Here is a 21,960-nt window from a genome sequence, read left to right as displayed (position 1 = left end):
ATTGCACGAATTTCATTACTCTTTTGGCAAGGAGAATGGGGGAAATATGGCAACAAAAGCAATTGTAGTAGAAGGTGGCGCGATGCGAGGCGTCTTCGCAAGCGGAGTGTTAGATGCGTTTTTAGAGCAGAGTTATAAACCGTTTGATTTTGCAATCGGTGTATCTGCTGGTGCATCAAATTTGATTGGGTATTTGACCGACTACCCGCATCGCAGTATTAACGTCATTACTAAGCTGGCCACAAGCAAACGCTTTTTTGACCCAACTCGCTTCGTTAAAGGTGGGGACCTCATTGATGTGAAGTGGCTGTTTGAAGAATCTAATCGCTTGTATCCCGTCGATGAAAATAAACTGTTTAATGGCGTTCCTTTTCTCGCAGCGACAACAAATGTAGATACAGGGCAAGCAGATTACTATCGCGTGACACGTGATAATTTTCACCATGCGATTGAAGCGACAACAGCATTGCCGATTGCCTACAAGCATACCCCTTGTTTTTCTGGCGGTTGTTATACCGATGGTGGGGTCGCTGACTCTATACCAGTGCGTGAGGCTTATCGTCGAGGGGCTCGCGACATAACCGTAGTACTCTCTCACCCGCTGAATTATGCCAAAAAGCCAGTTAAGACCACATGGCTGATGAAGAAACTGTTTGCGGAGCACCCCAAAATGGCGGATGCGATGTTAAGACGTGCAGATAACTATAATCAATCATTAGAGTTTATTCGTAACCCTCCACCAGGAACACATGTTAGGGTAATTGCCCCACCAGATAATTTTCATGTTCAGCGCTTATCAATGCGACAATCCGTTTTACTAGAAGGGTATGAAATGGGGCTGATTGAGGGGCGAGCGCATCTCACTAGTTTATCTGGTGTTCATGGTTTAGACCGGGAAAATTGTCATTTTTGCGTTTGATTATAAAAGAGCCTCATAGTGAGGCTCTTTTTACTTAACGTTCAAAGGGTGATTTAGTTGACTTTATCCCAAGCCATCTCCCAGTGTGAACCTATTCCAGGCTCGTAATGATTTGCGCTTTCTTTCCACTGCATACAGTAACCAGAGTATGGGAAAGGTTTACATTGATAAATGCCCCCGTCGCTGGCAAGCACTTTTGTGCCCGCCGTGTAGCTAGATAGTCCTTCAGGGAAGACAAAATCGTACTCATCAGATGGTGGTGGAGTAACTGACTCTTCTTTTAAGTGAAAGTCGAGTGTTTGCTGATCCACCAAGTTGCCATCTTTATCCTTAATACGTGTTACGAGCATATGGTGACCCGGCTCCGATTTACTTAAAGCGAGCGATATCGCCTCTACCGAGCCGTCTTTCATTTCGTTTGCCCAACTTGCAAGTGGTTCGCGATGGTGATTGTAAACGGTGAGTTCTGCATTTAAATCGCCTTCAGCAGTTAGTGTCAGATCCAACGTTGTCGGTGTTGACTCAATGATATATTCGTCTGCTAAGCCATCTACTGTGAGTGAGTATTCTGGAACAGGAGTTTCAATGTTATAGCCGATCTCTACTCGCTCAAGGCCGCTATTTGCTTGCAGATACACCGGATTAGTACCATAAACAGGAGTGAATTTATCCTCTGCATACTGCCCGGCTTGCAGTTTTGCTTGTTCTTGGTTTAGCTTAGTCGCGAGTGCGTAAGACCAGTTTTTCGCTTGGCCCATTGCTGCATCGGTAATTTCTAGTTCAGTTCTATACGCTATGTTTTCACCTGCTTGATCAAATACGCGCGTATAAACCGAATCCCCAATATTTAAATCCATTGTAGGAATAATTTGACCGCCTTGCTTCCAATCTGGAATAACGGGACTGTCACCATCAAATTTCACATCGATCACGTTATAAAATGAGGCTGCAGTGTCGCCAACATCCCATACTGCCAGGATGACATGGTATCCCTCGCGAGTAGGCACATTACATTGATGGCTTACCTGTTTCGGGGGTTGAACCATATTGCCGTCGACGACACAGAAAGGAGTTAGATCAAAAGAGTCTCGTGATAGTGAAGCGTTTGGGTTCCAATCAGGCTTGGTGATGTAATATTTCCAGTCGCGCGTCACGTGGTTAGCGGTAAATGTCCATTCAAAAGTTTGTGTACCTGCTTGAATAGGGCGTTTTACCCAACGGTCGGCAGTTTGCTCATCAAGGGCGGCTGCTAAAGCGGTTTCGGCACTCGCTATTTTACCATCGCGAGGCCCTGTTTCGGGAAAGCCATCAGGGCCTTCAACGCTTTGCGGTTCATATTGAATCGCACCGCAGTTATTATTTTTTTCGTTAGTATCTGGCGTTGGATACTTACATAGTGCCGAGCGACTTGCAGCGACACCACCATTGGTTTCTGATACATAACCGTGAGCCGCAGCACCTGAGCTAATGCTTGCAAGTGCTAACGCGAGTACGGATTTGGTTGGAAATGATTTCATCACATGTCCTCTGTTATGGCTGACAAACTAGTGTCACACCCCGGCGCATGCTGAGCATAAAGCAACGCTACAGAAATTGGACTTCTGTAACACTGCGTCATGGTAACCCCGCTATCATGAGCATTCTTTTAGATTTTTAAATGCTGACAGACCGGAAGCTTTGCGTCCCACCCTTTCGAATGGTTTGCCGAAATGTGATTGAGCAGCCAAAATTTAGCTTAAGAATTTACATGTGGAAAAGTAAACGTCACTGACATGGAATCCTGTTCTCAAATTGAAAGATAACGATATCTTAACCTCGTCAATATTGTGCAGTGTCGTCTTGCAAGATATTGATTTTAATTTTGTTTTTATCTTTTTTATAGCCACGGTGAATGAATGGAGGTTTGTTGGGGATAAGTGGAGAGGAATCGTGCTAAGGGTGGAAGAAGTTCTGTCTAAAGGGCGGAGTGTCCCGCCCTTTGAATGGTGTTATTTCGGCATGATGACAGTATCAATCACGTGAATGACACCGTTTTTAGCTTTCACATCGGTTGCAATGACATTTGCATCGTTAACCATGACTTTATCGCCCATGGTTTTAATCATCACATCTTGCCCCTGAACCGTAGTCGCTTTGTCTAGCTTAACAACATCGGCAGCCATCACTTTCCCTGGGACGACGTGATAAGTCAAAACAGATACTAACTTGTCTTTGTTTTCCGGCATTAAGAGCATGTCGACTGTGCCGTCTGGCAGTTTTGCAAAAGCGTCATCCGTTGGTGCAAAAACAGTAAATGGGCCTTCCCCTTTGAGAGTGTCAACCAAGCCCGCTGCTTTTACCGCAGCAACAAGCGTATTGAAAGAGCCGTTTTCAGCGGCAACGTCGACAATATCGGCTTTCATCATGCCATGCTCATGAGCCTTGACGGGAAGCATAAAAAATAACGTCGCCATCAGTGTCGCCGCGATAACTAAGATACGTTTGAACATAATGTGTTCCTTACTAGTTGAGGGTACAACGGGTTCCCTGGAGTGTGTTTGCATTTGTACGCATTGTGATTGAGAGATGATCATCGCGTCCTACTTTCTTTTGAGGGTCTAACATGTCGCGCAAGAATTCGTCTGCCTTCTTGTTTCACATCGGCTCGTTTCCGCCACGTCCATAAGCGCTCTCTTGCTGCCTTAGCTGCGTTGTCTGGTGTGATAATAGGTGCAAGGTAACGGCTATCTGGCTGCAACTGATACATGACAGCTTCCATCTGGGTCATTGTCCAAGGCTCGAATAAAAGAGGGGGAGGAACCATTTGCAATCCAGGTACCCACTTGTAGATGAACGTGCCGTCAGGATCATGTTCTTGGGCTTGCTTGATCGGATTATAAATACGGATTGTGTTAGTCCCGGTTACTCCTGCTTGCATTTGGAATTGTGGGTAATGAATTCCGGGCTCAAAGTCGAGAAACAGTTGCGCTAAATGCGTTACACCTACTCGCCAATTCATGTTCATGTGGTGAGTAAGAAAGCTAACCAGCATGGCACGCATGCGAAAGTTAATGTAACCAGTGTGGTGCAAACAGCGCATGCAGGCATCAATCAAAGGTACGCCAGTATGCCCGGATTTCCATGCTGCTAACTTTTCTTCATCGAAAGTACTACTTTGTTTAATCAATGGTTCGTAAGCCCGATTAACGCAGTAAAACTCCATGTCGTATTCCGATTCGAATTTTTGGATGAAGTGACAGTGCCAATGAAGCCGTGAAGACAATGCAATTAAGCTGCGACGAAACCCAGCGACTTGCCAGTGTTTCAAAAGGTATTGATAAACTTCACGCAAGGATATGTTACCCCAAGCGAGATATGGAGAAAGTCGAGTACAGGCTGTGCGTGAGGCTGTGGGACTAGAAATGCTTCGATAGTAATCACGACCTCGACGATGGAAAAAGTCCTCTAGTGTTTTCCAAGCGAGCCGGCTTCCTCCCGTTTGCATTCCTTTGCATTTTGATAGCCAGGATGATGGTGGCGAAAACGAACAGCCGAGAGCTTCTGCATCCGGTGAATGCAATAAGTCGGTTTGGAGCTCAATAGGGCTTATTGAGGCTCTCATGACAGAGTCCCAATGTTTGTCCCAACCTTGCCGGTTTATTGCACCTCTGATTACAGCACCGTGTTCGAATTCAAACCAGTCGATGTTCTGCTCATACAGCCAAGCGGCAACTTGTCGGTCTCGTTCAAAGGTGCAGTTGAGTCCTATTTCTTGGTGAGAAAAAACAGCGTTGATTTGATATTGCGCTTGAATTGATTGGAAACATGCTAAGGCATCGTCAAACAGCACCGTGATTCGATGCCCATACGCTTTGAGCGTTTCATCCATGTCTTGCAGTGATTGCCAAACAAATCGCCAGTGGCGCTCAGAATAGTGTGGGTTGTTCAATAGCAATGGTTCAACAATATACAAAAGCACAGTTGGGTGCTTTGTTGATAATGCTTGAGTTAGTGGTTGATGGTCAGTCAGCCTTAAATCTCGCTTTAACCACACGACATTGATTGTTTGCATCGGAATCCTCTTTGTTTCCGATGTTGTACGCAAGTAAACCGAAGAAATCTCATCCAATGATCGGTTTTATTCTACAAAACGTAGAGGTAACTTTCAGGGAGGTGACACATGGCAATACCATTGAGTAAGTTACAAAAATACTTCTATGTAGACAAATTGGTCATTCATTCGCTTGATCTCGCATTGTACCAGGCATCTGTCGTGATTGATGGAGAAGCGCAATTTATCACTGATGACAACGGTATCTTTTTGAGGGCTCATTCCCTGATCGAGATGCAAAAGAAGTGCAGGAATATCAAAGCAAATAAGCAGGTTTTAGTACATCAAAGTGCTTATGATGAAATGGTGGGGCTACCCGAAGGCAAAAGAGACAATCAACTAGAGGTATTGGTGAGGGATACAAAATTGTATTGAAAGAGTATTGGTGCGTAGTAAAAGCGAGCCACCTTACGGCAGCTCGCTAAATATAAGGAGAGTTGGGCTTAGTCTTGTTTACGCTGCGCTTCTTTTTGCGCGTACTTAGCGGCACGTCGGGCTTCTCTTTGCTTGGCACTTTCACCACCAACATGCTGCTCGCCTCGCTGCTCTGCAAGAACAACTTGTTTTTCACGCTCGCGGAATCGAGCAATTTGTTCTTCTGAGTGTGTGCCGTGACATTTTGGACAGCTCACGCCTTGCTCGAACAATTCTGACTGTTTGTCTTCTTCAGTGATCGGTAGACGACAAGCGTTACATAAATCGTAATCTGCTTTTTCTAGCTGGTGGTTCACGGCAACACGCCCGTCAAATACGTAACAATCGCCTTCCCACATGCTCTCTTCTTGAGGAACTTCTTCAAGATATTTAAGAATGCCGCCTTCTAGGTGGTAGACCTCATCAAAGCCCTGTTCTTTCATGTAAGCCGTTGATTTTTCGCAGCGGATACCACCGGTACAGAACATCGCAACTTTCTTGTGTTTTGCCGGGTCCATGTTTTCTTTTACATAGTCTGGGAATTCACGAAAGGTTTCAGTATTTGGGTTTACAGCGCCTTTGAATGTCCCGATCTCGATTTCGTAATCATTACGTGTATCGACAACAAACACTTCAGGATCAGCAATAAGATCGTTCCACTCTTGAGGTTTCACGTAAGTACCCACTACGTGGCGAGGGTCTATACCTTCAACACCTAATGTTACGATCTCTTTTTTCAATTTCACTTTGGTGCGATTGAATGGCTGGGTCTCAGAATACGACTCTTTGTATACGGTGCCAGTCAAACGAGGTTCGTTGTTTAGCCACTCCAGTAGCGTATCAATACCTGCACGATCAGATGCAACAGTACCGTTGATACCTTCACTTGCCAGTAGTAATGTTCCGCGAATATGGTGTTTTTCCATCAACGCAAGTAATGGCTCGCGTAGCTCTCGATAGTTATTCAGCTCAACAAACTTGTACAGCGCACAAACTACATACTGACTCATGAGGTTTCCTTTAAAAATACAGGTGGTCAACGACCTTAAAATTTTAGCGGCACGAAGTATACCTGACTAAACTAGTCGGAAATACGGACAAATTATACGGATATTATGAGTAGGCGGGGCCTGGCGGTCTTTGATAGGGGGAGCATGTCCGCAGGTGAAGTCGCTATGTGTTCAAATTATAAGCATTAATTATAGTGGGTTAGGTAGGTTGGAGCCGATACTTTTGGTTTAAATTTATGCTGTTATTCTCTTTTAGGCCCTTCAAAAAAGTTAGGCGCAAGAAGCACCAAGTAATCACCGGAGTCATTGACAAGGAAAGGACATGTCGCAGTTTTATACATGAGGTGGTGAGGGATAAAGGTTTAGGGATAAAGAGTGAATGACTGATCGCCATTGTTCATAAACCGCTATAAACGCCTTTTCACCACATACTGAAAAGGCGTATTTCTAATTTCTGCCGGGCTTATTTCAACGTAGCTGCGGTCTGTTTGCCCATGGCTATGAGCCTATCGAGAATACGTTCACCGTCGGCACGTAAACCGTTGTGCTCGTACTCATTGGTGATCCACGCTTTTGAATTTGGTATTAACGCGAGCGTCTCTCGACTGATATCCATTTCAACAAACATATCATCGGCGTAAACGGCGCAACTGACAGGCACTTTGTTTTGAGCCAATTGTGTTTGATCGTACAGCGCAGCCCAATCTTCTTTCGCTGCCAATATTTCTGCGGTGTCTTTTAGTGGTTTGAGGTTAACGTATTGGTCGAACATCCATGGGAAGACCATTTCCCCCGTAAAGTAAAATGGCTTGCCAGATTCATAATTAAACTCTGATCGGGTTTGGCGAACGCGGTGCGCACTCCAATTCGACGCGAAGCTTTGACAGTAAATCGATTCATGCAAAATGGCGTAGATCGGGTTGGTTTGGAAGTTTTGCTGCGCCAACATATCGTTTAAGAACTCATAACGAAGTTGTGGTTTGCCGTTCACTTCAATCAACGCGCTTTCTAGCCAATAGTAAGTTGGTAAGAAAGTATCACTCACACCAAAGTTGATGCCGATTTGTTGAAATTGTTCCACCGTGAAGCGTTGACCATTTGGTAGGTACTCTTCATTTTCTAGCAAGTGATTCGCAATGTTTTGGCAAAGTTGCTGTGCATTGGGAAATTGTTGGAAGAACGCTTGGTTTTTCTCCATGGTGCGTTTGAAAGTGGCTTCATACACATCGTCGGCATGACGCGAGACTGATGGCACGCCACCTGTGATGTAGCTTTGTAGCAAGCGGTCTGGGAACAAAGACAAATAGGTGAGGGAGCAAAAACCACCAAAGCTTTGACCTAAGATCGCCCATTTTTCGACGCCAAATTGCTCACGAATGTATTCCGCGTCGCGCACGATGTTATCCGCTCGGAAGCGGCTCAAGTAGTCTGCTTGTTGCTCTGGCGTGAGGTGAGCAAGCGTCTGGTGATTAATTACGCTGCTGTTGCCCGTACCGCGCTGGTCGAGAAGCAAAACTCGGTACTCTTGCAGGGCGCGTTTTACCCAGCCATTATTGCCGTTTTGACGTGGAGAGGGAAAGCCAGGCCCGCCCTGAAAGTAAACCAACCAAGGTTTGGTCGATTCTTCATCGCCAACTAGGCAAACCGAACGGGCGAAGACTCTAATGGTGCCTTTGCTTGCGTCTTGGTAATCCAGAGGAACGGTAAAACTGTGGGGAGTGTAATGCAATCCTGCGTCGATAAATGATTGAGCGTTCATTGTTATCTTTATTTCCTTATTGAGGGGTAGCGCTACTTTACTGCGAATGGCGCGAAGAACCAACGCTATTTCCCAATTGCCTCTTCAGTTCTATACCTTGGTCAAATCAATGTAAGTTCAAGAAAATGAAACGATTAGCGACTGGTGCAACTGGTTGAGTGAGCTATGCTCAATAGAGTTACGACAAAGTAAGAGCATGGAGGAAGTCGGATGAAAGTGTCACTGGCTCGATGGACAATTGTGACTTGTTTAATAAGCGTACCTACTTTTGCCGTTGTTACGCCCAACCCACCTCAGTTACAGGCAAAAGGCTACGTATTAATGGACTTTCAATCCGGTGCCATTATTGCCGAGCATAACGGGCGAGCAGGCCTTGCTCCGGCGAGTTTAACCAAGTTGATGACCGCTTATGTAGTTGGACAAGAAATCAAAGCGGGGCGTTTGAAATGGGATGATGTTGTCACCGTGAGCGAAAACGCGTGGTCGGCCAAGTTTCCCGGTTCTTCTAAAATGTTCATCAAACCGAAAGATGAAATTAGCGTTGCGAACTTAATGCGCGGCGTGATCATCCAATCAGGAAATGACGCGTGCGTTGCACTGGCTGAGCACGTTGCAGGCAGTGAACGCGGCTTTGTCGCCTTGATGAACGGTTGGGCGGAGAAATTAGGACTGCAAGACACCTATTTTGTGAACTCCCATGGTCTTGATAGTGATGGCATCCAAACCTCACCAACCGATATGGCAAAACTCATGCAGTCGATCATCAGCGATGTTCCCGATGTGTATGCGCTATACAGCGAGAAAGTCTTCAAGTGGAACGACATTACGCAGTACAACCGCAATAAGTTGTTGTGGGACAATTCCATTGATGTCGACGGGGGCAAAACCGGCTACACCAGCAATGCCGGATACAGCTTGGTGAGCTCGGCCAAAGAAGGAAGAATGCGCCTTATCTCGGTGGTGATGGGCACGCCAAGTAAACAGGCTCGGATCAGCCAATCGAAGAATCTACTCAGCTATGGTTTTCGTTTTTATGACACCAAGCAAGTTGCTAAGCAAGGCCAAGTTGAGTCTAAAGTTCGCGTTTGGAAGGGAAATACCAATCAAGTTGAGGCGATCTTTGCTAAAGATGCCTATCTCACTCTGCCTCGTTCAATGACGGCTGGGCTTGATAAGAGTGTGGTGCTAAATGAACCGTTGATTGCGCCGATCGCGCAAGGAGATGAGATTGGTAAGGTCGTTTGGAAAAGCGATGACAGTACCGTGGCGAGTTATCCCTTGGTCAGCAGCCAAGCGGTAGAAGAGGGCTCGTGGTTCGGTCAGCTTTGGGACAGTCTGGTGCTGTGGGTGAAATCGTTCTTTAACTAGAATAAAAACGAGCAGAAGTGTCTTTCTGCATTCTTTTGTTGATGGCCACCCAGCTAAACGCTGGGCGGTGTTTTATTTAACGGTTTATTCCGACAAGGTGATGATTGGTAAGTCATCCCAAATCTTACTTTCATCCGATGCGCCACCGGAGAAGTTCCAAGGGCCTTTGTCTTGTTCTAGCGGACGGTAAGTTGCCGAAAGGCCGTCTAAGTCCCAAGTCGTGACATAGAATCGGATTCCATCGAGCGAATCTGGGCGGCCTAGTGCATCGCTGGCAAAGTCCATTGAAATGGTGTTGTTGGCTTTGTCTACTGTCACTGTTGGTGCGGGTGTAACGGCTTCGCCCCATGTTGTCGCGTTTGCACCTTGGGTGTTGTAAATCGAGCTTTGCCAGCCAAAAACAACCGCATTACGACTCCAGGTTCCGCTTGGCATAGAAGCGTTGATCTTCGGTAGCTCAGACAAGTTGGTTGCGGCTTCTTCCGGTAAATCAATAAAGATGGTGAAACCCACGTGGTCGAAGCCGTTTGGTGGCAACCAAGTGTCGGTGATTTTGTCCATAGTGAAGGTCAAACGTACGTTACTGCCAACGGTAAACACTTCTGCTTTGTTGATCGCGAGTTGGCTGTTGTCTTTGTCGAACGTTGGATCGGTTGGTAATGAGTAGTTGCCGTTTGGGCCGCCCACGCCGTCTTGTGCATCGCCCGCATCATCAATGGTGTCGTCCGGCGTGTTTGACCAGCTTAGGTTGGAGACAAAATTCACGTCCTCGATGCCTGCTTTTTTCTCGGTGGAATAAATCGCGAAGCGGTGCTGTTGCTCGCCAATCGCAAAATGACGAGTCGACAGCGTGACACTAAACTGACCATCAGCACCTACAGTAATGGTTTGCGCTGTTTCCAAGTTACCATCGACGACGAGGTTCAACTTCTCGTTGGCGTTCGCACTACCCGCGATAACAATATCACCAGTGATGGTTTTTCCTTCCCAATCCTGCGCCAGTTGGATGTTGAGGTCTGGGGTATCTACCGATTGGGTATCGTTAGTTTTTGAGTAAATCACGGCAGATTTGGCTGGTAGCTCAAGGGTTACGTGACCGTTTTCATCTGCGATTAACTGCTCTGGAGCGTCTACCCAGTTCGACATGATTTGTTGTTTGAAGACGGTGCCACCAACTTGTTCTACATCGAGTTGGTTCATCAACATCGGCGAGTTGGATGTATTCATCACAACCAAGACTTCGTCGTTATCCAACGTTCGAGTAAAGGCGAACACGCCCGCGCCCGCTTTATCGCTGCCAATCACTTTTATTTCACCACGTGTCATGACTTTGTTTTCAGTGCGTAGCTTGGCAAGTTCTTGAATAAACAAGTACATCTCACTGTTTTGGTCGAACGAGTCTACGTAGTTGCCATCTTCACGGTACCCTCCGGCGAACATCGCATCGCGCGCCGCTGACATCGCCTGTTCTGTCCCTTGGTAAATCACAGGGATACCCGGCACAGCCATCATTGTGATCAGCGCTTGCTTCATATCATTGACACTGCCTTGTGATAGAAAACGTGGCATATCGTGGTTATCAATGAAGTTCGGCATGATGTATGGATTCGGGAACATCGCCATCATTTTTTCAAGACGGAAGCGTAGGTAATCGGTCGGTTGTCCTGCTGCAAACACGCGAGTCATGGTTGCTTGCAATGGGAAGTTCAACACCGAGGTTAACTGCTCCGGCGAGCCGCTTTCGCCGATGTAAGTCAGCATCTTCTCTTCGCCTTCGGTGTGGTAAGGCGTCGATGTTTCGAATACTTCACCAAAAGTGAGGAAGTTGTCACGACCGGTATCAACCGCTTGAGTCATCACACCATCGTCGGCGTGCAGGAAGTCGTTCCAGAAATCGTGCTCAACAAACTTCACCGTATCGATACGGAATCCGTCGACGCCGACTTCGCGAATCCATTTTCGGTAGCTCTCTTTTAGATAAGCGCGTACTTCAGGATCGGACGTATTAAGGTCATCCAAATCAGAGAGTTGCCAGGTTTTTTCTTGTACCGGATCGTTGTGGTCGGTGACGGTTGGCGTCCAGTGGTAGCTGCCTGTGCCGTCTGTTTTACACTCGTTCATGTTGAGTGGGTACGGCAGTTCTTGCCCGGCGGGTAGTGCATTTTTAATCAAACGGAAGCCTTGGCAAGGTAGGCTTGGATCATAACTGTAAGGATCATCGTAGGTGAAGAAGTTGCCTACATGGTTGGTCACGATGTCCTGAATTAAGAACATGTTACGCGCATGCACTTCGCGTGCTAACGCTTGGTAGCTTTCCATGTCACCAAAGTGCTCATCCACTTTTTGGAAATCGCGCGCCCAGTACCCGTGGTAGCCGCCGTAGTTTTGCTCTGCATCCCACCATTGGTTAGCAACTGGCGGAGTAATCCAGATCGATGTGGCACCGAGATCTTCGATGTAGCTTAACTTATCACTCACACCAACGAGGTCGCCGCCGCTAAATTTTTTATCCGAAGTCGGATCGAATTCGTTTTGCCCTTGATCATTAAGAGCGCTGTCGCCGTCGTTAAAACGGTCGATCATCAGGAAGTAAATGATTTGATCTTGCCAATCAGGAGATGCCACGTGGCTGCCTGTATCGACTGGTGTGGTTTCGTCGCTTCCACAGCCAGAAAGAGCAAGAGCGATCGCTAAAGGAAGTATTTTTATTTTATTCATTGGGTTAGGTAGAGTTTCAAACACAGTTTTTGCCTCCGTTATGCAGCAATGCAGAAACGATAAAGTAAAGGTTTGAAATTGAGAGTGTCATCTCACGCCAAAAAAGACGTGAAATGATGTCACGAAGTGATGGTTTTGATCTGACCGACAGTTTTAATTGAGCGGTTGCACAATAGGATATTGTATCGGGTAATGCTCTTTCGCGAGCTCGTTGTCGGATTCATCATAAAGGCGGAAACGGCACTGCTTTGCAGTTTGAGTGAGCGATAATTGCAGCACCCAACAAGCATAATGTTGCGAGTGTTGGGTCAAGCGCATTGCGTGAGGTGTGGGGTCATCATCGGCGTAACAGTCAATCCTCACAACGTTTTCAAGTCGGCATGCCAGTTCGATAAAGAGCGTGTATTGCGCCCCAATATTAATAAGCTGCCGAGTCGGGACAATATATTCCGTTGCGCCAATTAAAAGCCCCTTAGAAACCACATAATCACGCTGGTGGTTATTCTCAATGTAACGTTCCCCATCGACTTCATAACACAGGCGAAAGGTAAGGGGATGCGCCACCGGAAGTTCGGTCGTCGCCCAGAGTTCGGTGCCATGACTTAAAAAACGCTCGAAGAAGGCGGGATAGCGCCGCCATGCGCCATCACGGTCACGGCATTCTACCGAGACCACTTTTTCAAACGCAATATTGTCCACTTCCATCCATATTTTGCCGACAGGTTGGTCGATGTGGTTATCGTCGAAGGTATTGGCTTTGGCGTAGTACAAGCGGATCGGTTGTTGATTTAGTTGAGTTCGGTTATCCAAACATTGTTGGCGATACTGCATGGGGGAAAACGGATACCAACGACGAAAAGTGCGGTGAAAGTTCGATGGTTCTTCGTAACCAAGTTGATAGGCGATTTGCTGCGTTGTGAGTTGGGTGTCGGCAAGCAAAGTGAGTGCTTGCTTTCTTTTAGCGAAATCAACGCATTGAGAGTAGCTCATTTGCTTCTCTTGCAGTCGACGTTGCAAGGTGCGTTTGGAGACGCCCAGTTGCCTTGCCGCTTGCTCTAACTTGAGCGCGTAATTGCTGTTTTTGATGAACAAGGCGTTCAAAACACTCAGTAATTCTGGTTGTTCAATTGGCTGGTGAGAAAGCAGCAAATAAACATGTTTCACCAAGTCAAACACGTTTGAACTCGTTTTAGAATCTTGCGTTTCCTCTAGAAAAATATCGGCCGCGAGTGGATTGCTTGCTTGAATTTGTACCTGTATTGATTCGCTTAGCTCAAGCATTTCCAATTGCATTTTGAGCAAGCCAAACACCGACTCCGCCCAATTTGGCATATCGGCTGTTCTGCATTCGACTTGCAGATGGATTTGGGCATCACCATGTTGCAATGTGACGTACAAACGGCGGTCGAATAATGAGACACTTTTACTCCACCAAAGCAGCCCTTCTTGGAGGTTAGGCGCTTCTTTCAACATCATGCATTGCAAGGCCACCAACTTCTCAATGTGCCAATATTCGCCGGCAATTCGAAGGTGATTGTGACCGAGCTTTTTGCACAGAAAGGATGTAATAACGTTATCTTGAGGCAGCATGAGTTGAGTTTGGTTGCGAGCAAACATGCATTATTGCTGAAAAGATGAAGAAGTTCAGTGAGAACGTTCAAAGCCTTTCTTATCTTTTATTTTCAAATTTATTTTGAAAATGTTTTTAATCGAAATCGGTTTTTCCCTTTATCTCATGAGGTTATGCTGTTACACAGCTTAAATTCATTAATTGGAGAACCTCATGGATATCGTACAAGCTGCAAAATCTCGTTACTCAACGAAAGTGTTTGACCCAACGCGCAAGCTACCTCAAGAAAAAATCGATGCAGTTAAAGAGCTGATTCGTTTTAGTCCATCGAGTGTGAACTCCCAGCCTTGGCATTTCATTCTGGCAAGCACAGAAGAAGGCAAACAGCGCATCGCTAAAGCGGCGCAAGAGAACTACGCGTTTAACGCGGCGAAGATTCTCAACGCTTCTCACGTATTGGTGTTTTGTGCGAAAACAGGCATTGATAACGACTACATTGAAGCGCTAATGGTGCAAGAAGAAAAAGATGGTCGATTCCCAACTGAAGAAGCGAAAGCGGCTGTACGCGGTGGTCGTAGCTACTTTGTGAACATGCACCGTTTTGATCTGAAAGATGCAAACCATTGGATGGAGAAACAAGTTTACCTCAACGTGGGTACGTTGCTGTTGGGTGCTTCGACGTTAGAAATCGATGCAGTACCAATTGAAGGGTTTGATCCAAAAGTGCTGGATGAAGAATTTGGCTTGCGTGAAAAAGGTTATACCAGTGTTGTGATCGTGCCGCTTGGCTACCACGCGGAAGATGACTTCAACGCGAAAACGCCAAAGTCTCGCTGGGACGCAGAAACCGTATTCACCGAGATCTAATTCGAGCTTACTTACAGGTGACGTAGAACCCCGTAATCAATATATAAATCGCAAAAGAGTGATAAAACGATGATCCACTTAGTCGCAGAAGTGAAAGCCTATCCAGATAGTAAGGATCAGGTGGTGAATTTGCTTGCTGGTTTACTAGAGCCAACTCGTCAAGAAGAAGGCTGTTGCCAATACGAGTTGTATCTCGACGAAAAAGTTGATGGCCTATTTATGTTCCAAGAAATCTGGGCATCGCAAGAGGCCTTGGATAAGCATTTGCAAAGCCCGCATATGGCGACGTTTCTTGAAACATTGGAAGAGAATGATTGGGTTGAATATACCCAGATTCGTCCTCTTCGATTTATCGCCTAATGACAGAAGGTTGCCAGCACGTTGGCGCGTTGCTGGCAGCATTTTTGTTGGATAAAGTCGCGGAAAGTCCGAATCGTTGGCGTCAATAATCGACGATCGGCACATACCATGTAGAGCGGCACTGGGCCGCAATCCCACTCTGGTAACACTCGTACCAATCTTCCCTCGATTAAGTCTCGGCTAATGTCCATCAATGATTTATTCGCAATGCCTTTGCCTTTGATCGCTAATCGATGTGGCAAGTCACTATCGTTGCTCATCAAGTTACCGCTGACCACGACTTGTTCTTTCTCGCCGTCACGCGTGAGCGTCCATTTGTTGTAGACCGAATCCGCGACCATATAGCACAAACAATTGTGTTGCGTTAAATCGGCAGGAGAGGTGAGTTCTGGATGTGTAGCTACGTACTCTGGCGATGCACATAATATCCGTTCGTTTGACCCACACAATGCCAATACGACCAGATTGGAGTCGGCCGGTTCGCCGTAGCGAATCGCAATATCGACAGGCTTGGTGTACATATCCGTCAAGCTATCGGACAGCTCTAGTTTAATGGAAACATTTGGGTAGAGATCGATGAACTCATCCACCCAATCGAGCAACATATTGCGACCAAAATCGGAGGGTGCAGTAATGTGCAGCTGACCAGACAACTCCCCGCGCGCACTTGAGATCTGATCCAACCCCTCTTGCAATGTTGCCAACGCTTGCGTGGTTTTGTCTAAAAACAGTTCGCCCTCTGAGGTTAAACGCAGGCTTCGGGTGGAACGCACAAACAACGGGAAACCGATTTGCCCTTCAAGACGCTTAATCGATGCGCTAATGGCGGCTGGTGTCATGTCCATGCTGTTAGCGGCTTTTGAAAAGCTGCCTTGGCGCGCTGTTTCGACAAAAATATTGAGGTCGTTGAGGGCTTTCATCGTGAAAAGGGCTTTTATGAAGTTTGGGCTACTATAGGGGAGAGTCGTAGGCCAATTCAAGGTTAAAACATTAGGTTGCACGGCGAGTTTGAGTTAGATTAGCGCGCAACTTCACTTTACCGGATCAATAGCATGAGCCAACATCAGCCGAATAACCCACTTCACGGGTTGAGTTTAGAGAAAATCGTCACCCGACTAGTTGAACACTTTGGTTGGAATGGCATGTATGAGCGCGTTCGTGTGAACTGTTTCAAGAAAGATCCTTCAATCAAATCGTCGCTGAAGTTCCTGCGCAAAACGCAATGGGCCAGAGATAAGGTGGAAGCGCTGTACATCGAGACATTCTGCTAACCGCTCTATGGTCTGCAGCAAGCGGTAAGTAGATTCTTAGTCTCGCTTTGGCTCGCTAGAATGACGCAGCTTTTCTTATCGCGTAGGCTGGAAGAGTCGCGCTGCTGATGCGTCTCAAGCGAGATTTCGGATGGTCACTTAGGCTTGTCTGGAATCGCTTTTTTAGATGGTTTTGTAGAGGTCAGAGTCAAACTCGAACCGTCATTCTGAACCGCGAGGAACGAGCGTGATTCAGAATCTACTCTCAGATTGTATTGAGTTTATTCATGGTTTTATGGTCTGCAGCAAGCGGCAAGTAGATTCTTAGTCTCGCTAGAATGACGCAGCTTTTCTTATCGCGTAGGCTGGAAGAGTCGGTCTGCTGATACGTCTAAAGCGAGATTCCGAGTGACTCACTTAGGTTCTTCTGGAATCGCTTTTTTAGATGGTTTTGTAGAGCTCAGAGCCAAACTCGAACCGTCATTCTGAACCGCGAGGAACGAGCGTGATTCAGAATCTACTCTCAGATTGTATTGAGTTTATTCATGGCTTTATGGTCTGCAGCAAGCGGTAAGTAGATTCTTAGTCTCGCTATGGCTCGCTAGAATGACGTAGCTTTCTTATCGCGTAGGCTGGAAGAGTCGCGCTGCTGTTACGTTTAGCGAGGTTTCGAATGATTCACTTAGGCTCATTAGAATGACTCTAGTTTTCTTATTGCGTAAGTTGGAATGGTATCTCAGCATCATTCCCGATAGCGATGAAGGAGCGCTGTCGGGAACCTCGCCTTTAATCTCTCGTTTCTTGCTACTCCAAATGATGCGTACTACCCACGGTTCCTTCCAAGTCTAAAATCGACTGGCGAACGTGATCTGGAATCGCAGCTTTAACGTTGTTCTTAAAATCAAACATCACACCAGTGGCGGTCGCGATGGTCGCAATTTTCCCCCACTTCTTACTCAGCACTTGGTACTCCATTGTGATGCGATCTTCTTGCATGTCGATTACGCGAGAACCGACTAATAGCGTGTCTGGGTAAGTAACAGGCAATTTGTAGCGGCATTGAGTCTCGCTCAGTACTGGCCCAATTTGCGAGGTCTGCAGGTCGACCAGCAGGTTAATTTTGTTGAAGTAATCTAAACGTGCGGTCTCGAAGTAGCGAAAATAGACCACGTTATTAACGTGTTGCAGAGCATCCATTTCACCCCATGCGACTTTTATCTCTGTGATAACGGGAAAGTCCTTTAACAGTGTGTCCATTTTTATAGCTCCTTTTTCATCTGCTTTGCCACAAATTGCGACGCTACTTATCACTTTGAGCATTTATTCTAGATGTAATCATTTAATATGTAATAAAATTGTTTTTAAAATGTGAAATGAAATAGTGGTTTGATTATGTAAACTAGAAACTTTACATAATCGAGTTGAAGGCGTAAGTTTAACTAAGAGTAACCAGATAGGAGGTGTCTCATGATTGAACTCAAAGGTTTCAACCTCGCAAGAGTTGAGAAACGCATTGATTGGACAGGTGAGCTGTTCAGTTTGAGAATATCTGGCGCGCCTCTTTCCTTTAAAGCTGGCCAATTCACCAAGCTTGCTTTGCTTGATGATGAAGGTAAGCCGATCAGCCGTGCTTACTCTGTGGTTAATGCACCAAGCGAGCAATTCGACTGGTTGGAATTTCTAATAGTAGCCGACCCTCAAGGACAACTTTCTCCACGGCTCCAAAAGCTTAAATCTGGTGATAGCATTTATGTCGGTGCCACCGCACATGGCGATTTAATCCATGACTCTATTCCTAAACAGGCTCATGACCTGTGGCTGCTATCTACAGGTACGGGGATTGGACCGTTTTTATCGCTGCTGGATGATATAAACTTACCGCCTCACAATGAGCGCATTGTGCTGGTTCATGCCGTTCGTTTCGAAAAAGATCTGGTTTATAAATACCTAATTGAACAGCTTCAGCAACGATATGAAGGCAGATTAAAGTATATACCGATAGTCAGCAGGGAAGTGGTTGACGGTAAATTACAAGGCCGAATTCCTGAACTCATCGAATCGGGTTTACTGTCCAACGCCGCTGATGCGCCATTCTCAGCTCAGCGTAGCTTTGTCATGATGTGTGGGAATCCGCAAATGATCAAAGATACCGTGCCCGTTTTACAAGAGCTAGGCTTGGAAAAGTATCGCCATCAAACTGGGGGAAATATCATTTACGAACGTTACTGGTAGCGTTTTGTTAAATTGATACGGTTATGCTCAAGATGTAATGATTACTTTTGAGATACGACCGCGATTTAGTATGTTCTTAGTTGAATATTATGTTGGCAATACCTAAACTGCGCTCACCATTGCGCGTCTGTACACTCAGTCATTCTCGCTTAACCAATTACATTGAGGTGACTGAAGTCCATGTATGCTTTTATCGCGAGCAAGCAACAGAGAATCATTGCTGGTTTTATCGACCTGCTCTTTACGATGGTGGTCGTGTTAATAATTGCATTGAGTATTAACTCTTTTCTTAACGACTTTCAGCTCTCTTTAGCAGATAACCTCACGCTTGTTCGTGAAACTCAGGCGTTTTACTTGCTTTCTTTACCAACGGTTTTAATGATCAACTGGAATGCATTGAGTCATGGGCAAACCATTGGTATGCGCATGATTGGTATTAAAGTTGTAATGAAAAATGATAGTAAGGCAACGAAAGTTACAGCAGGGTTAAGGCTTGTTATTAGCTACTTACTGGAGATGCTCATTCCGGGGATCCCGTTGGTAAATTTGGCATTGTTGTTCTTTCATCCGGAGCGACGTTTGTTGCATGACTTGATCGCCAATACTAAAGTTGTCCAAGTTTCCTAATTTTTGATCAAAAAAGCCACGTGAAGTGGCTTTTTTAATATCGATAAAGTTAACCAGATTTACTGTTGATTAACATATTTCTTAAAGCGAGCTTTGGTTTCTGCGTCTGCTTTTTGGTACCAGAAGTGCAGCATCTCTTCAGCTGTCGAATCCGCTTTAACCGCAGTAGCTCTCACTTGCTTCATATCCGCAGGAACCTTTGCAGGAAGCGTGACTGGCTGCATGGTCGCTGCGCCAGCAAAAGCCACGGCTGCTGCACCGCCAGCTTGGTTATAATCTTCGATTTCACGTACGTAATCACGACCGATTTGCATACCCGGTTTGAGCAACTTGTCCTGGTCAACCGCGATTGCGTTGCCAGAATCATCAACCAGTTTCCAATCTAAGTCTTTGATCTTCTCTTCCGCATCACGTAGGTTGCGGTATTCTGGCATTTGTAGAGTGAGTTCGGTATTGGTCGCGTCAAATCGTGTAACGATAACATCGCTTTCAACACTTAAACGGTCATTACCTTGGTTGAAGTAAGGGGCGAAACGAAATACGACTTGGTTAAGGCCATCAGGTAACGTCAGTGTTCTCTCAGAGGCGAAAAAACCACCCGAAAGTTCTGCTTTTTCACCGTTAGCCGCTAATACTGAAACGTTGTCAGGAACACTCACGGTTACATCTGCGAATGCCATGCCACTCATTGCGAGAGCAAGCGCACAAGTTAAAGGCTTGATCAATTTCATTGTTTTTATCCTAAGCAAATTAGTGGTCATCGAGAGTGCATCGTTCATTGCCCGATTGCAACTCCCAAGTGTAATAAGTATGAAAATTTAACAAGAACGTCATTTTTATCGCATTTATTACGACGAAACTGTGATCCAAATAGAATCAAACCGCTGAAATTCAGCGGTTTGATATCATAACTTATAGATTAAATTTCTTTCTAACTTATTGATTTATTAAATGCCAGCACCATGTCCAGGTTCTGATTGGTCATCAGAAGCGTCTTGTTGTTCTGCCATTTCTTCTTGCTGTTGTGCTTTCTCAATGCTCAACCACCAAACAAATAACTCATACCAAATTGCTAGGATAACGGCACCTAAGAACAGACCAACGATGCCGTAGAAAAGCATACCACCGATGGCACCGAGCAGAATCACAGGCATTGGCACGTCGACGCCACGTCCCATTAACATTGGTTTGAACAGGTTTTCAGAAAGAGCCGCAACTACGACCCAAACAGTAAACATGGTTGCTGTTGAGGTGTCTTGGGTCATGTACATGAAGCCAATCACAGGTAGCACTGCGAGCAACGCCGGGAGCTGAGCGATACATAAAATCATTAGAAGCAGTGTGAGTAAACCTGCTGCCGGAACGCCAAATACGAAGAAACCAGCACCGATCAACAGTGCTTGAATTGCCGCTACACCGACTACGCCAAGCAGTACGCTTTTAATTGTCGCAGCGATAAGCGTGGTCCAGCTTTTTGCGTTTTCACCAGCGGTTCGAATCGCGATGGTTCTTAAGCCTGATGCTGCAGATTCAGAGTACGTCATGAAACCTGCTGCAATCGCAAGTGACAAGATTGAAAGCAGTAAACTTCCCAATACGCCCCCCAGTGTACCCAGTAAAGATGTGAGTCCTGCCTTTATTTGTGGCATAAAGGTTTGAATAGCTTGTTCAAGATTAGTAGCGAATAGGGTCCACACTTCGTAGAGCTTATCACCCACGATAGGCCAATCCGCTACGGAAGGTTTTGGCCCTGGTATTTTCACTTGTCCATTTTGTAGTACTTCAAGCGCGTGCGTTGCACCATCCACAATGGAGCCTGATACCATAACAAGTGGCGTGACAAGGAGGGCAATACCAAGTAAAGCAATGGTTGTGGCTGCCAAGCCTCTACGACCACCATATACACGCTGCAATTTTTGGGTAAGCGGCATTAAAGCGACGGCTATAATAGCGCCCCAAATAACCGGAAGGATGAAGGGTTTGATGATGTCGTACGTAAACATCAGCAAGACAAAGATCAAGCCAATGCGTATTGCCGATTCCACCATATTACTGATGAAAAGCTTACTGTCGATTTTTACCGATTGTTTATCCATTTTTGTTTACCTGATGATCAATGTTAGAACTGACGAGACTTGAAACAACAATCGCCATATAAAAAACACCTGTGATGGCCTCTAAATACACCACGACTTGAGCCAGTGGTGTTAGAGGACTAATGTCGCCATAACCGAGCGTGGTTAAGGTAACGAAACTGAAATACGCTGCATTGGAGAAGTTCTGCCCCCAAGAAATCGCTTCCATACCGGTAAAGGCTTCAGGCGAAAACTCAAGCAGAATGAGGTAGGCAATCGCCCACATCAGACCAAGCAGCAAGAAAAGCGCTACCGAGCCAATGACTTTGTTGCTGTTGACATGGCCGGTGAAAAGAATCTGTCTTGCGATGGATTTGAAAGTGCCGAAAAAGAACGCAAAGGTGAGGGCAAGCATCACCACATTCATCTCTCTGATGTCGAAAACGGTCTTGATCACAATCACAAGAACCCAAACACCAAACAGGCTGTAGAGGAAACGAGACCAGGTTTTGTCAAAGCGAAGGCTCGCAAAACAGACGATAAACGTCAGAACCGTGAAAGCCTGAAGTATGTGTTCAATCGTCCCTTCACCTACTACTTGTGCCATCGCACTCCCTAGCAACAAAATCACTAGTGCTAAGGTTAGATAGAAGAAGTTGTTTTCTTCATTAATATTTTTGAGGTTTTTACCAATGACCATG

General features: G+C 45.9%; 20 protein-coding genes and 1 riboswitch. Of the genes, 8 read left to right on the top strand and 12 right to left on the bottom strand.

The features are described 5' to 3' along the window. Nucleotides 1-46 precede the first annotated feature (46 nt). Nucleotides 47-919 carry a patatin family protein gene (locus R7O13_RS07115; protein ID WP_017634445.1) on the top strand — a complete coding sequence of 291 codons (873 nt, stop codon included), beginning with the start codon at nucleotides 47-49 and terminating at the stop codon, nucleotides 917-919. 53 nt (nucleotides 920-972) lie between these two features. On the opposite strand, the gene gbpA is transcribed toward R7O13_RS07115, so the two are convergent. From gbpA to R7O13_RS07100, 3 genes are all read right to left on the bottom strand, one after another. Then, nucleotides 973-2,436: an N-acetylglucosamine-binding protein GbpA gene (gbpA, locus tag R7O13_RS07110; protein WP_137283003.1), complete on the bottom strand. Its 1,464-nt coding sequence runs from the start codon at nucleotides 2,434-2,436 to the stop codon at nucleotides 973-975. Nucleotides 2,437-2,534: 98 nt separating this feature from the next. After that, a riboswitch (cyclic di-GMP riboswitch) is annotated at nucleotides 2,535-2,635 on the bottom strand. 272 nt (nucleotides 2,636-2,907) lie between these two features. Then, on the bottom strand, nucleotides 2,908-3,408 hold the full coding sequence (locus R7O13_RS07105) for a fasciclin domain-containing protein (RefSeq protein ID WP_062730898.1): 501 nt from the start codon (nucleotides 3,406-3,408) through the stop codon (nucleotides 2,908-2,910). A gap of 80 nt (nucleotides 3,409-3,488) precedes the next feature. Then, nucleotides 3,489-4,970 carry a deoxyribodipyrimidine photo-lyase gene (locus R7O13_RS07100; RefSeq protein ID WP_318303386.1) on the bottom strand — a complete coding sequence of 494 codons (1,482 nt, stop codon included), beginning with the start codon at nucleotides 4,968-4,970 and terminating at the stop codon, nucleotides 3,489-3,491. A gap of 108 nt (nucleotides 4,971-5,078) precedes the next feature. Here R7O13_RS07100 and R7O13_RS07095 point away from each other — a divergent pair, with 108 nt between their 5' ends. Continuing rightward, nucleotides 5,079-5,384, top strand: coding sequence for a DUF6482 family protein (locus R7O13_RS07095; protein WP_005374898.1), 306 nt, complete (start codon nucleotides 5,079-5,081; stop codon nucleotides 5,382-5,384). Nucleotides 5,385-5,452: 68 nt separating this feature from the next. Here R7O13_RS07095 and R7O13_RS07090 read toward each other — a convergent pair whose 3' ends face one another. Together R7O13_RS07090 and R7O13_RS07085 are read right to left on the bottom strand one after the other, a co-directional pair. Then, entirely contained in the window at nucleotides 5,453-6,433 is a 981-nt protein-coding gene (locus R7O13_RS07090; RefSeq protein ID WP_132936263.1) for a rhodanese-related sulfurtransferase, read from the bottom strand. Between the two features lie 463 nt (nucleotides 6,434-6,896). Next, entirely contained in the window at nucleotides 6,897-8,192 is a 1,296-nt protein-coding gene (locus tag R7O13_RS07085) for an alpha/beta fold hydrolase (protein WP_318303383.1), read from the bottom strand. 210 nt (nucleotides 8,193-8,402) lie between these two features. On the opposite strand from R7O13_RS07085, the gene R7O13_RS07080 reads away from it, so the two are divergent. Beyond that, nucleotides 8,403-9,560: a D-alanyl-D-alanine carboxypeptidase family protein gene (locus R7O13_RS07080; RefSeq protein ID WP_005462693.1), complete on the top strand. Its 1,158-nt coding sequence runs from the start codon at nucleotides 8,403-8,405 to the stop codon at nucleotides 9,558-9,560. An 84-nt stretch (nucleotides 9,561-9,644) separates the two neighbouring features. Here the strand turns inward: R7O13_RS07080 and R7O13_RS07075 are convergent, their stop codons facing one another. Both R7O13_RS07075 and R7O13_RS07070 read right to left on the bottom strand, forming a co-directional pair. Then, nucleotides 9,645-12,302 (bottom strand): alpha-amylase family glycosyl hydrolase, encoded by a 2,658-nt coding sequence (locus tag R7O13_RS07075; RefSeq protein ID WP_213867902.1) that lies wholly within the window; start codon nucleotides 12,300-12,302, stop codon nucleotides 9,645-9,647. A 129-nt stretch (nucleotides 12,303-12,431) separates the two neighbouring features. After that, on the bottom strand, nucleotides 12,432-13,895 hold the full coding sequence (locus R7O13_RS07070; protein ID WP_213867901.1) for a helix-turn-helix domain-containing protein: 1,464 nt from the start codon (nucleotides 13,893-13,895) through the stop codon (nucleotides 12,432-12,434). Nucleotides 13,896-14,061: 166 nt separating this feature from the next. On the opposite strand from R7O13_RS07070, the gene R7O13_RS07065 reads away from it, so the two are divergent. After that, nucleotides 14,062-14,715, top strand: a complete 654-nt coding sequence (locus R7O13_RS07065) for an oxygen-insensitive NAD(P)H-dependent nitroreductase NfsB (RefSeq protein WP_005374924.1) — start codon at nucleotides 14,062-14,064, stop codon at nucleotides 14,713-14,715. A 69-nt stretch (nucleotides 14,716-14,784) separates the two neighbouring features. Beyond that, nucleotides 14,785-15,075: a putative quinol monooxygenase gene (locus R7O13_RS07060; protein ID WP_017634435.1), complete on the top strand. Its 291-nt coding sequence runs from the start codon at nucleotides 14,785-14,787 to the stop codon at nucleotides 15,073-15,075. Here the strand turns inward: R7O13_RS07060 and R7O13_RS07055 are convergent. Continuing rightward, entirely contained in the window at nucleotides 15,072-15,995 is a 924-nt protein-coding gene (locus tag R7O13_RS07055; protein WP_005484216.1) for a LysR family transcriptional regulator, read from the bottom strand. The genes R7O13_RS07060 and R7O13_RS07055 overlap by 4 nt on opposite strands. A gap of 132 nt (nucleotides 15,996-16,127) precedes the next feature. Here R7O13_RS07055 and R7O13_RS07050 point away from each other — a divergent pair, with 132 nt between their 5' ends. Next, nucleotides 16,128-16,346, top strand: a complete 219-nt coding sequence (locus R7O13_RS07050) for a VF530 family DNA-binding protein (protein WP_025613103.1) — start codon at nucleotides 16,128-16,130, stop codon at nucleotides 16,344-16,346. A 783-nt stretch (nucleotides 16,347-17,129) separates the two neighbouring features. Here R7O13_RS07050 and R7O13_RS07045 read toward each other — a convergent pair. Beyond that, entirely contained in the window at nucleotides 17,130-17,582 is a 453-nt protein-coding gene (locus tag R7O13_RS07045; protein ID WP_005374933.1) for an acyl-CoA thioesterase, read from the bottom strand. Between the two features lie 210 nt (nucleotides 17,583-17,792). Between R7O13_RS07045 and R7O13_RS07040 the strand changes: the two genes are divergently transcribed. Together R7O13_RS07040 and R7O13_RS07035 are read left to right on the top strand one after the other, a co-directional pair. Further along, complete coding sequence (locus tag R7O13_RS07040) at nucleotides 17,793-18,557, top strand: ferredoxin--NADP reductase (RefSeq protein ID WP_005374935.1); 765 nt, start codon at nucleotides 17,793-17,795, stop codon at nucleotides 18,555-18,557. A 180-nt stretch (nucleotides 18,558-18,737) separates the two neighbouring features. Further along, complete coding sequence (locus R7O13_RS07035; RefSeq protein ID WP_025768614.1) at nucleotides 18,738-19,184, top strand: RDD family protein; 447 nt, start codon at nucleotides 18,738-18,740, stop codon at nucleotides 19,182-19,184. A gap of 59 nt (nucleotides 19,185-19,243) precedes the next feature. On the opposite strand, the gene R7O13_RS07030 is transcribed toward R7O13_RS07035, so the two are convergent. The 3 genes from R7O13_RS07030 to R7O13_RS07020 form a co-directional block, all read right to left on the bottom strand. Continuing rightward, complete coding sequence (locus R7O13_RS07030; RefSeq protein WP_213867900.1) at nucleotides 19,244-19,915, bottom strand: DUF2057 domain-containing protein; 672 nt, start codon at nucleotides 19,913-19,915, stop codon at nucleotides 19,244-19,246. Nucleotides 19,916-20,131: 216 nt separating this feature from the next. Next, nucleotides 20,132-21,280, bottom strand: a complete 1,149-nt coding sequence (locus tag R7O13_RS07025; RefSeq protein ID WP_005386936.1) for an AI-2E family transporter — start codon at nucleotides 21,278-21,280, stop codon at nucleotides 20,132-20,134. Then, nucleotides 21,273-21,959: a potassium channel family protein gene (locus R7O13_RS07020; RefSeq protein ID WP_017634413.1), complete on the bottom strand. Its 687-nt coding sequence runs from the start codon at nucleotides 21,957-21,959 to the stop codon at nucleotides 21,273-21,275. The genes R7O13_RS07025 and R7O13_RS07020 overlap by 8 nt, the downstream gene beginning before the upstream one ends. Nucleotide 21,960: the final 1 nt, after the last annotated feature.

The organism is Vibrio sp. Y176 (assembly GCF_033438945.1).
The sequence above is the reverse complement of the archived record's forward strand: the minus strand, read 5'-3'. Positions and strand labels throughout refer to the sequence as shown.

Coding starts and splice junctions, on each gene's coding strand:
- R7O13_RS07115 (WP_017634445.1), top strand. CDS start 47: ATGGCAACAAAAGCAATTGTAGTAGAAGGTGGCGCGATGCGAGGCGTC.
- gbpA (WP_137283003.1), bottom strand. CDS start 2,436: ATGAAATCATTTCCAACCAAATCCGTACTCGCGTTAGCACTTGCAAGC.
- R7O13_RS07105 (WP_062730898.1), bottom strand. CDS start 3,408: ATGTTCAAACGTATCTTAGTTATCGCGGCGACACTGATGGCGACGTTA.
- R7O13_RS07100 (WP_318303386.1), bottom strand. CDS start 4,970: ATGCAAACAATCAATGTCGTGTGGTTAAAGCGAGATTTAAGGCTGACT.
- R7O13_RS07095 (WP_005374898.1), top strand. CDS start 5,079: ATGGCAATACCATTGAGTAAGTTACAAAAATACTTCTATGTAGACAAA.
- R7O13_RS07090 (WP_132936263.1), bottom strand. CDS start 6,433: ATGAGTCAGTATGTAGTTTGTGCGCTGTACAAGTTTGTTGAGCTGAAT.
- R7O13_RS07085 (WP_318303383.1), bottom strand. CDS start 8,192: ATGAACGCTCAATCATTTATCGACGCAGGATTGCATTACACTCCCCAC.
- R7O13_RS07080 (WP_005462693.1), top strand. CDS start 8,403: ATGAAAGTGTCACTGGCTCGATGGACAATTGTGACTTGTTTAATAAGC.
- R7O13_RS07070 (WP_213867901.1), bottom strand. CDS start 13,895: ATGTTTGCTCGCAACCAAACTCAACTCATGCTGCCTCAAGATAACGTT.
- R7O13_RS07065 (WP_005374924.1), top strand. CDS start 14,062: ATGGATATCGTACAAGCTGCAAAATCTCGTTACTCAACGAAAGTGTTT.
- R7O13_RS07060 (WP_017634435.1), top strand. CDS start 14,785: ATGATCCACTTAGTCGCAGAAGTGAAAGCCTATCCAGATAGTAAGGAT.
- R7O13_RS07055 (WP_005484216.1), bottom strand. CDS start 15,995: ATGAAAGCCCTCAACGACCTCAATATTTTTGTCGAAACAGCGCGCCAA.
- R7O13_RS07050 (WP_025613103.1), top strand. CDS start 16,128: ATGAGCCAACATCAGCCGAATAACCCACTTCACGGGTTGAGTTTAGAG.
- R7O13_RS07045 (WP_005374933.1), bottom strand. CDS start 17,582: ATGGACACACTGTTAAAGGACTTTCCCGTTATCACAGAGATAAAAGTC.
- R7O13_RS07040 (WP_005374935.1), top strand. CDS start 17,793: ATGATTGAACTCAAAGGTTTCAACCTCGCAAGAGTTGAGAAACGCATT.
- R7O13_RS07035 (WP_025768614.1), top strand. CDS start 18,738: ATGTATGCTTTTATCGCGAGCAAGCAACAGAGAATCATTGCTGGTTTT.
- R7O13_RS07030 (WP_213867900.1), bottom strand. CDS start 19,915: ATGAAATTGATCAAGCCTTTAACTTGTGCGCTTGCTCTCGCAATGAGT.
- R7O13_RS07025 (WP_005386936.1), bottom strand. CDS start 21,280: ATGGATAAACAATCGGTAAAAATCGACAGTAAGCTTTTCATCAGTAAT.
- R7O13_RS07020 (WP_017634413.1), bottom strand. CDS start 21,959: ATGGTCATTGGTAAAAACCTCAAAAATATTAATGAAGAAAACAACTTC.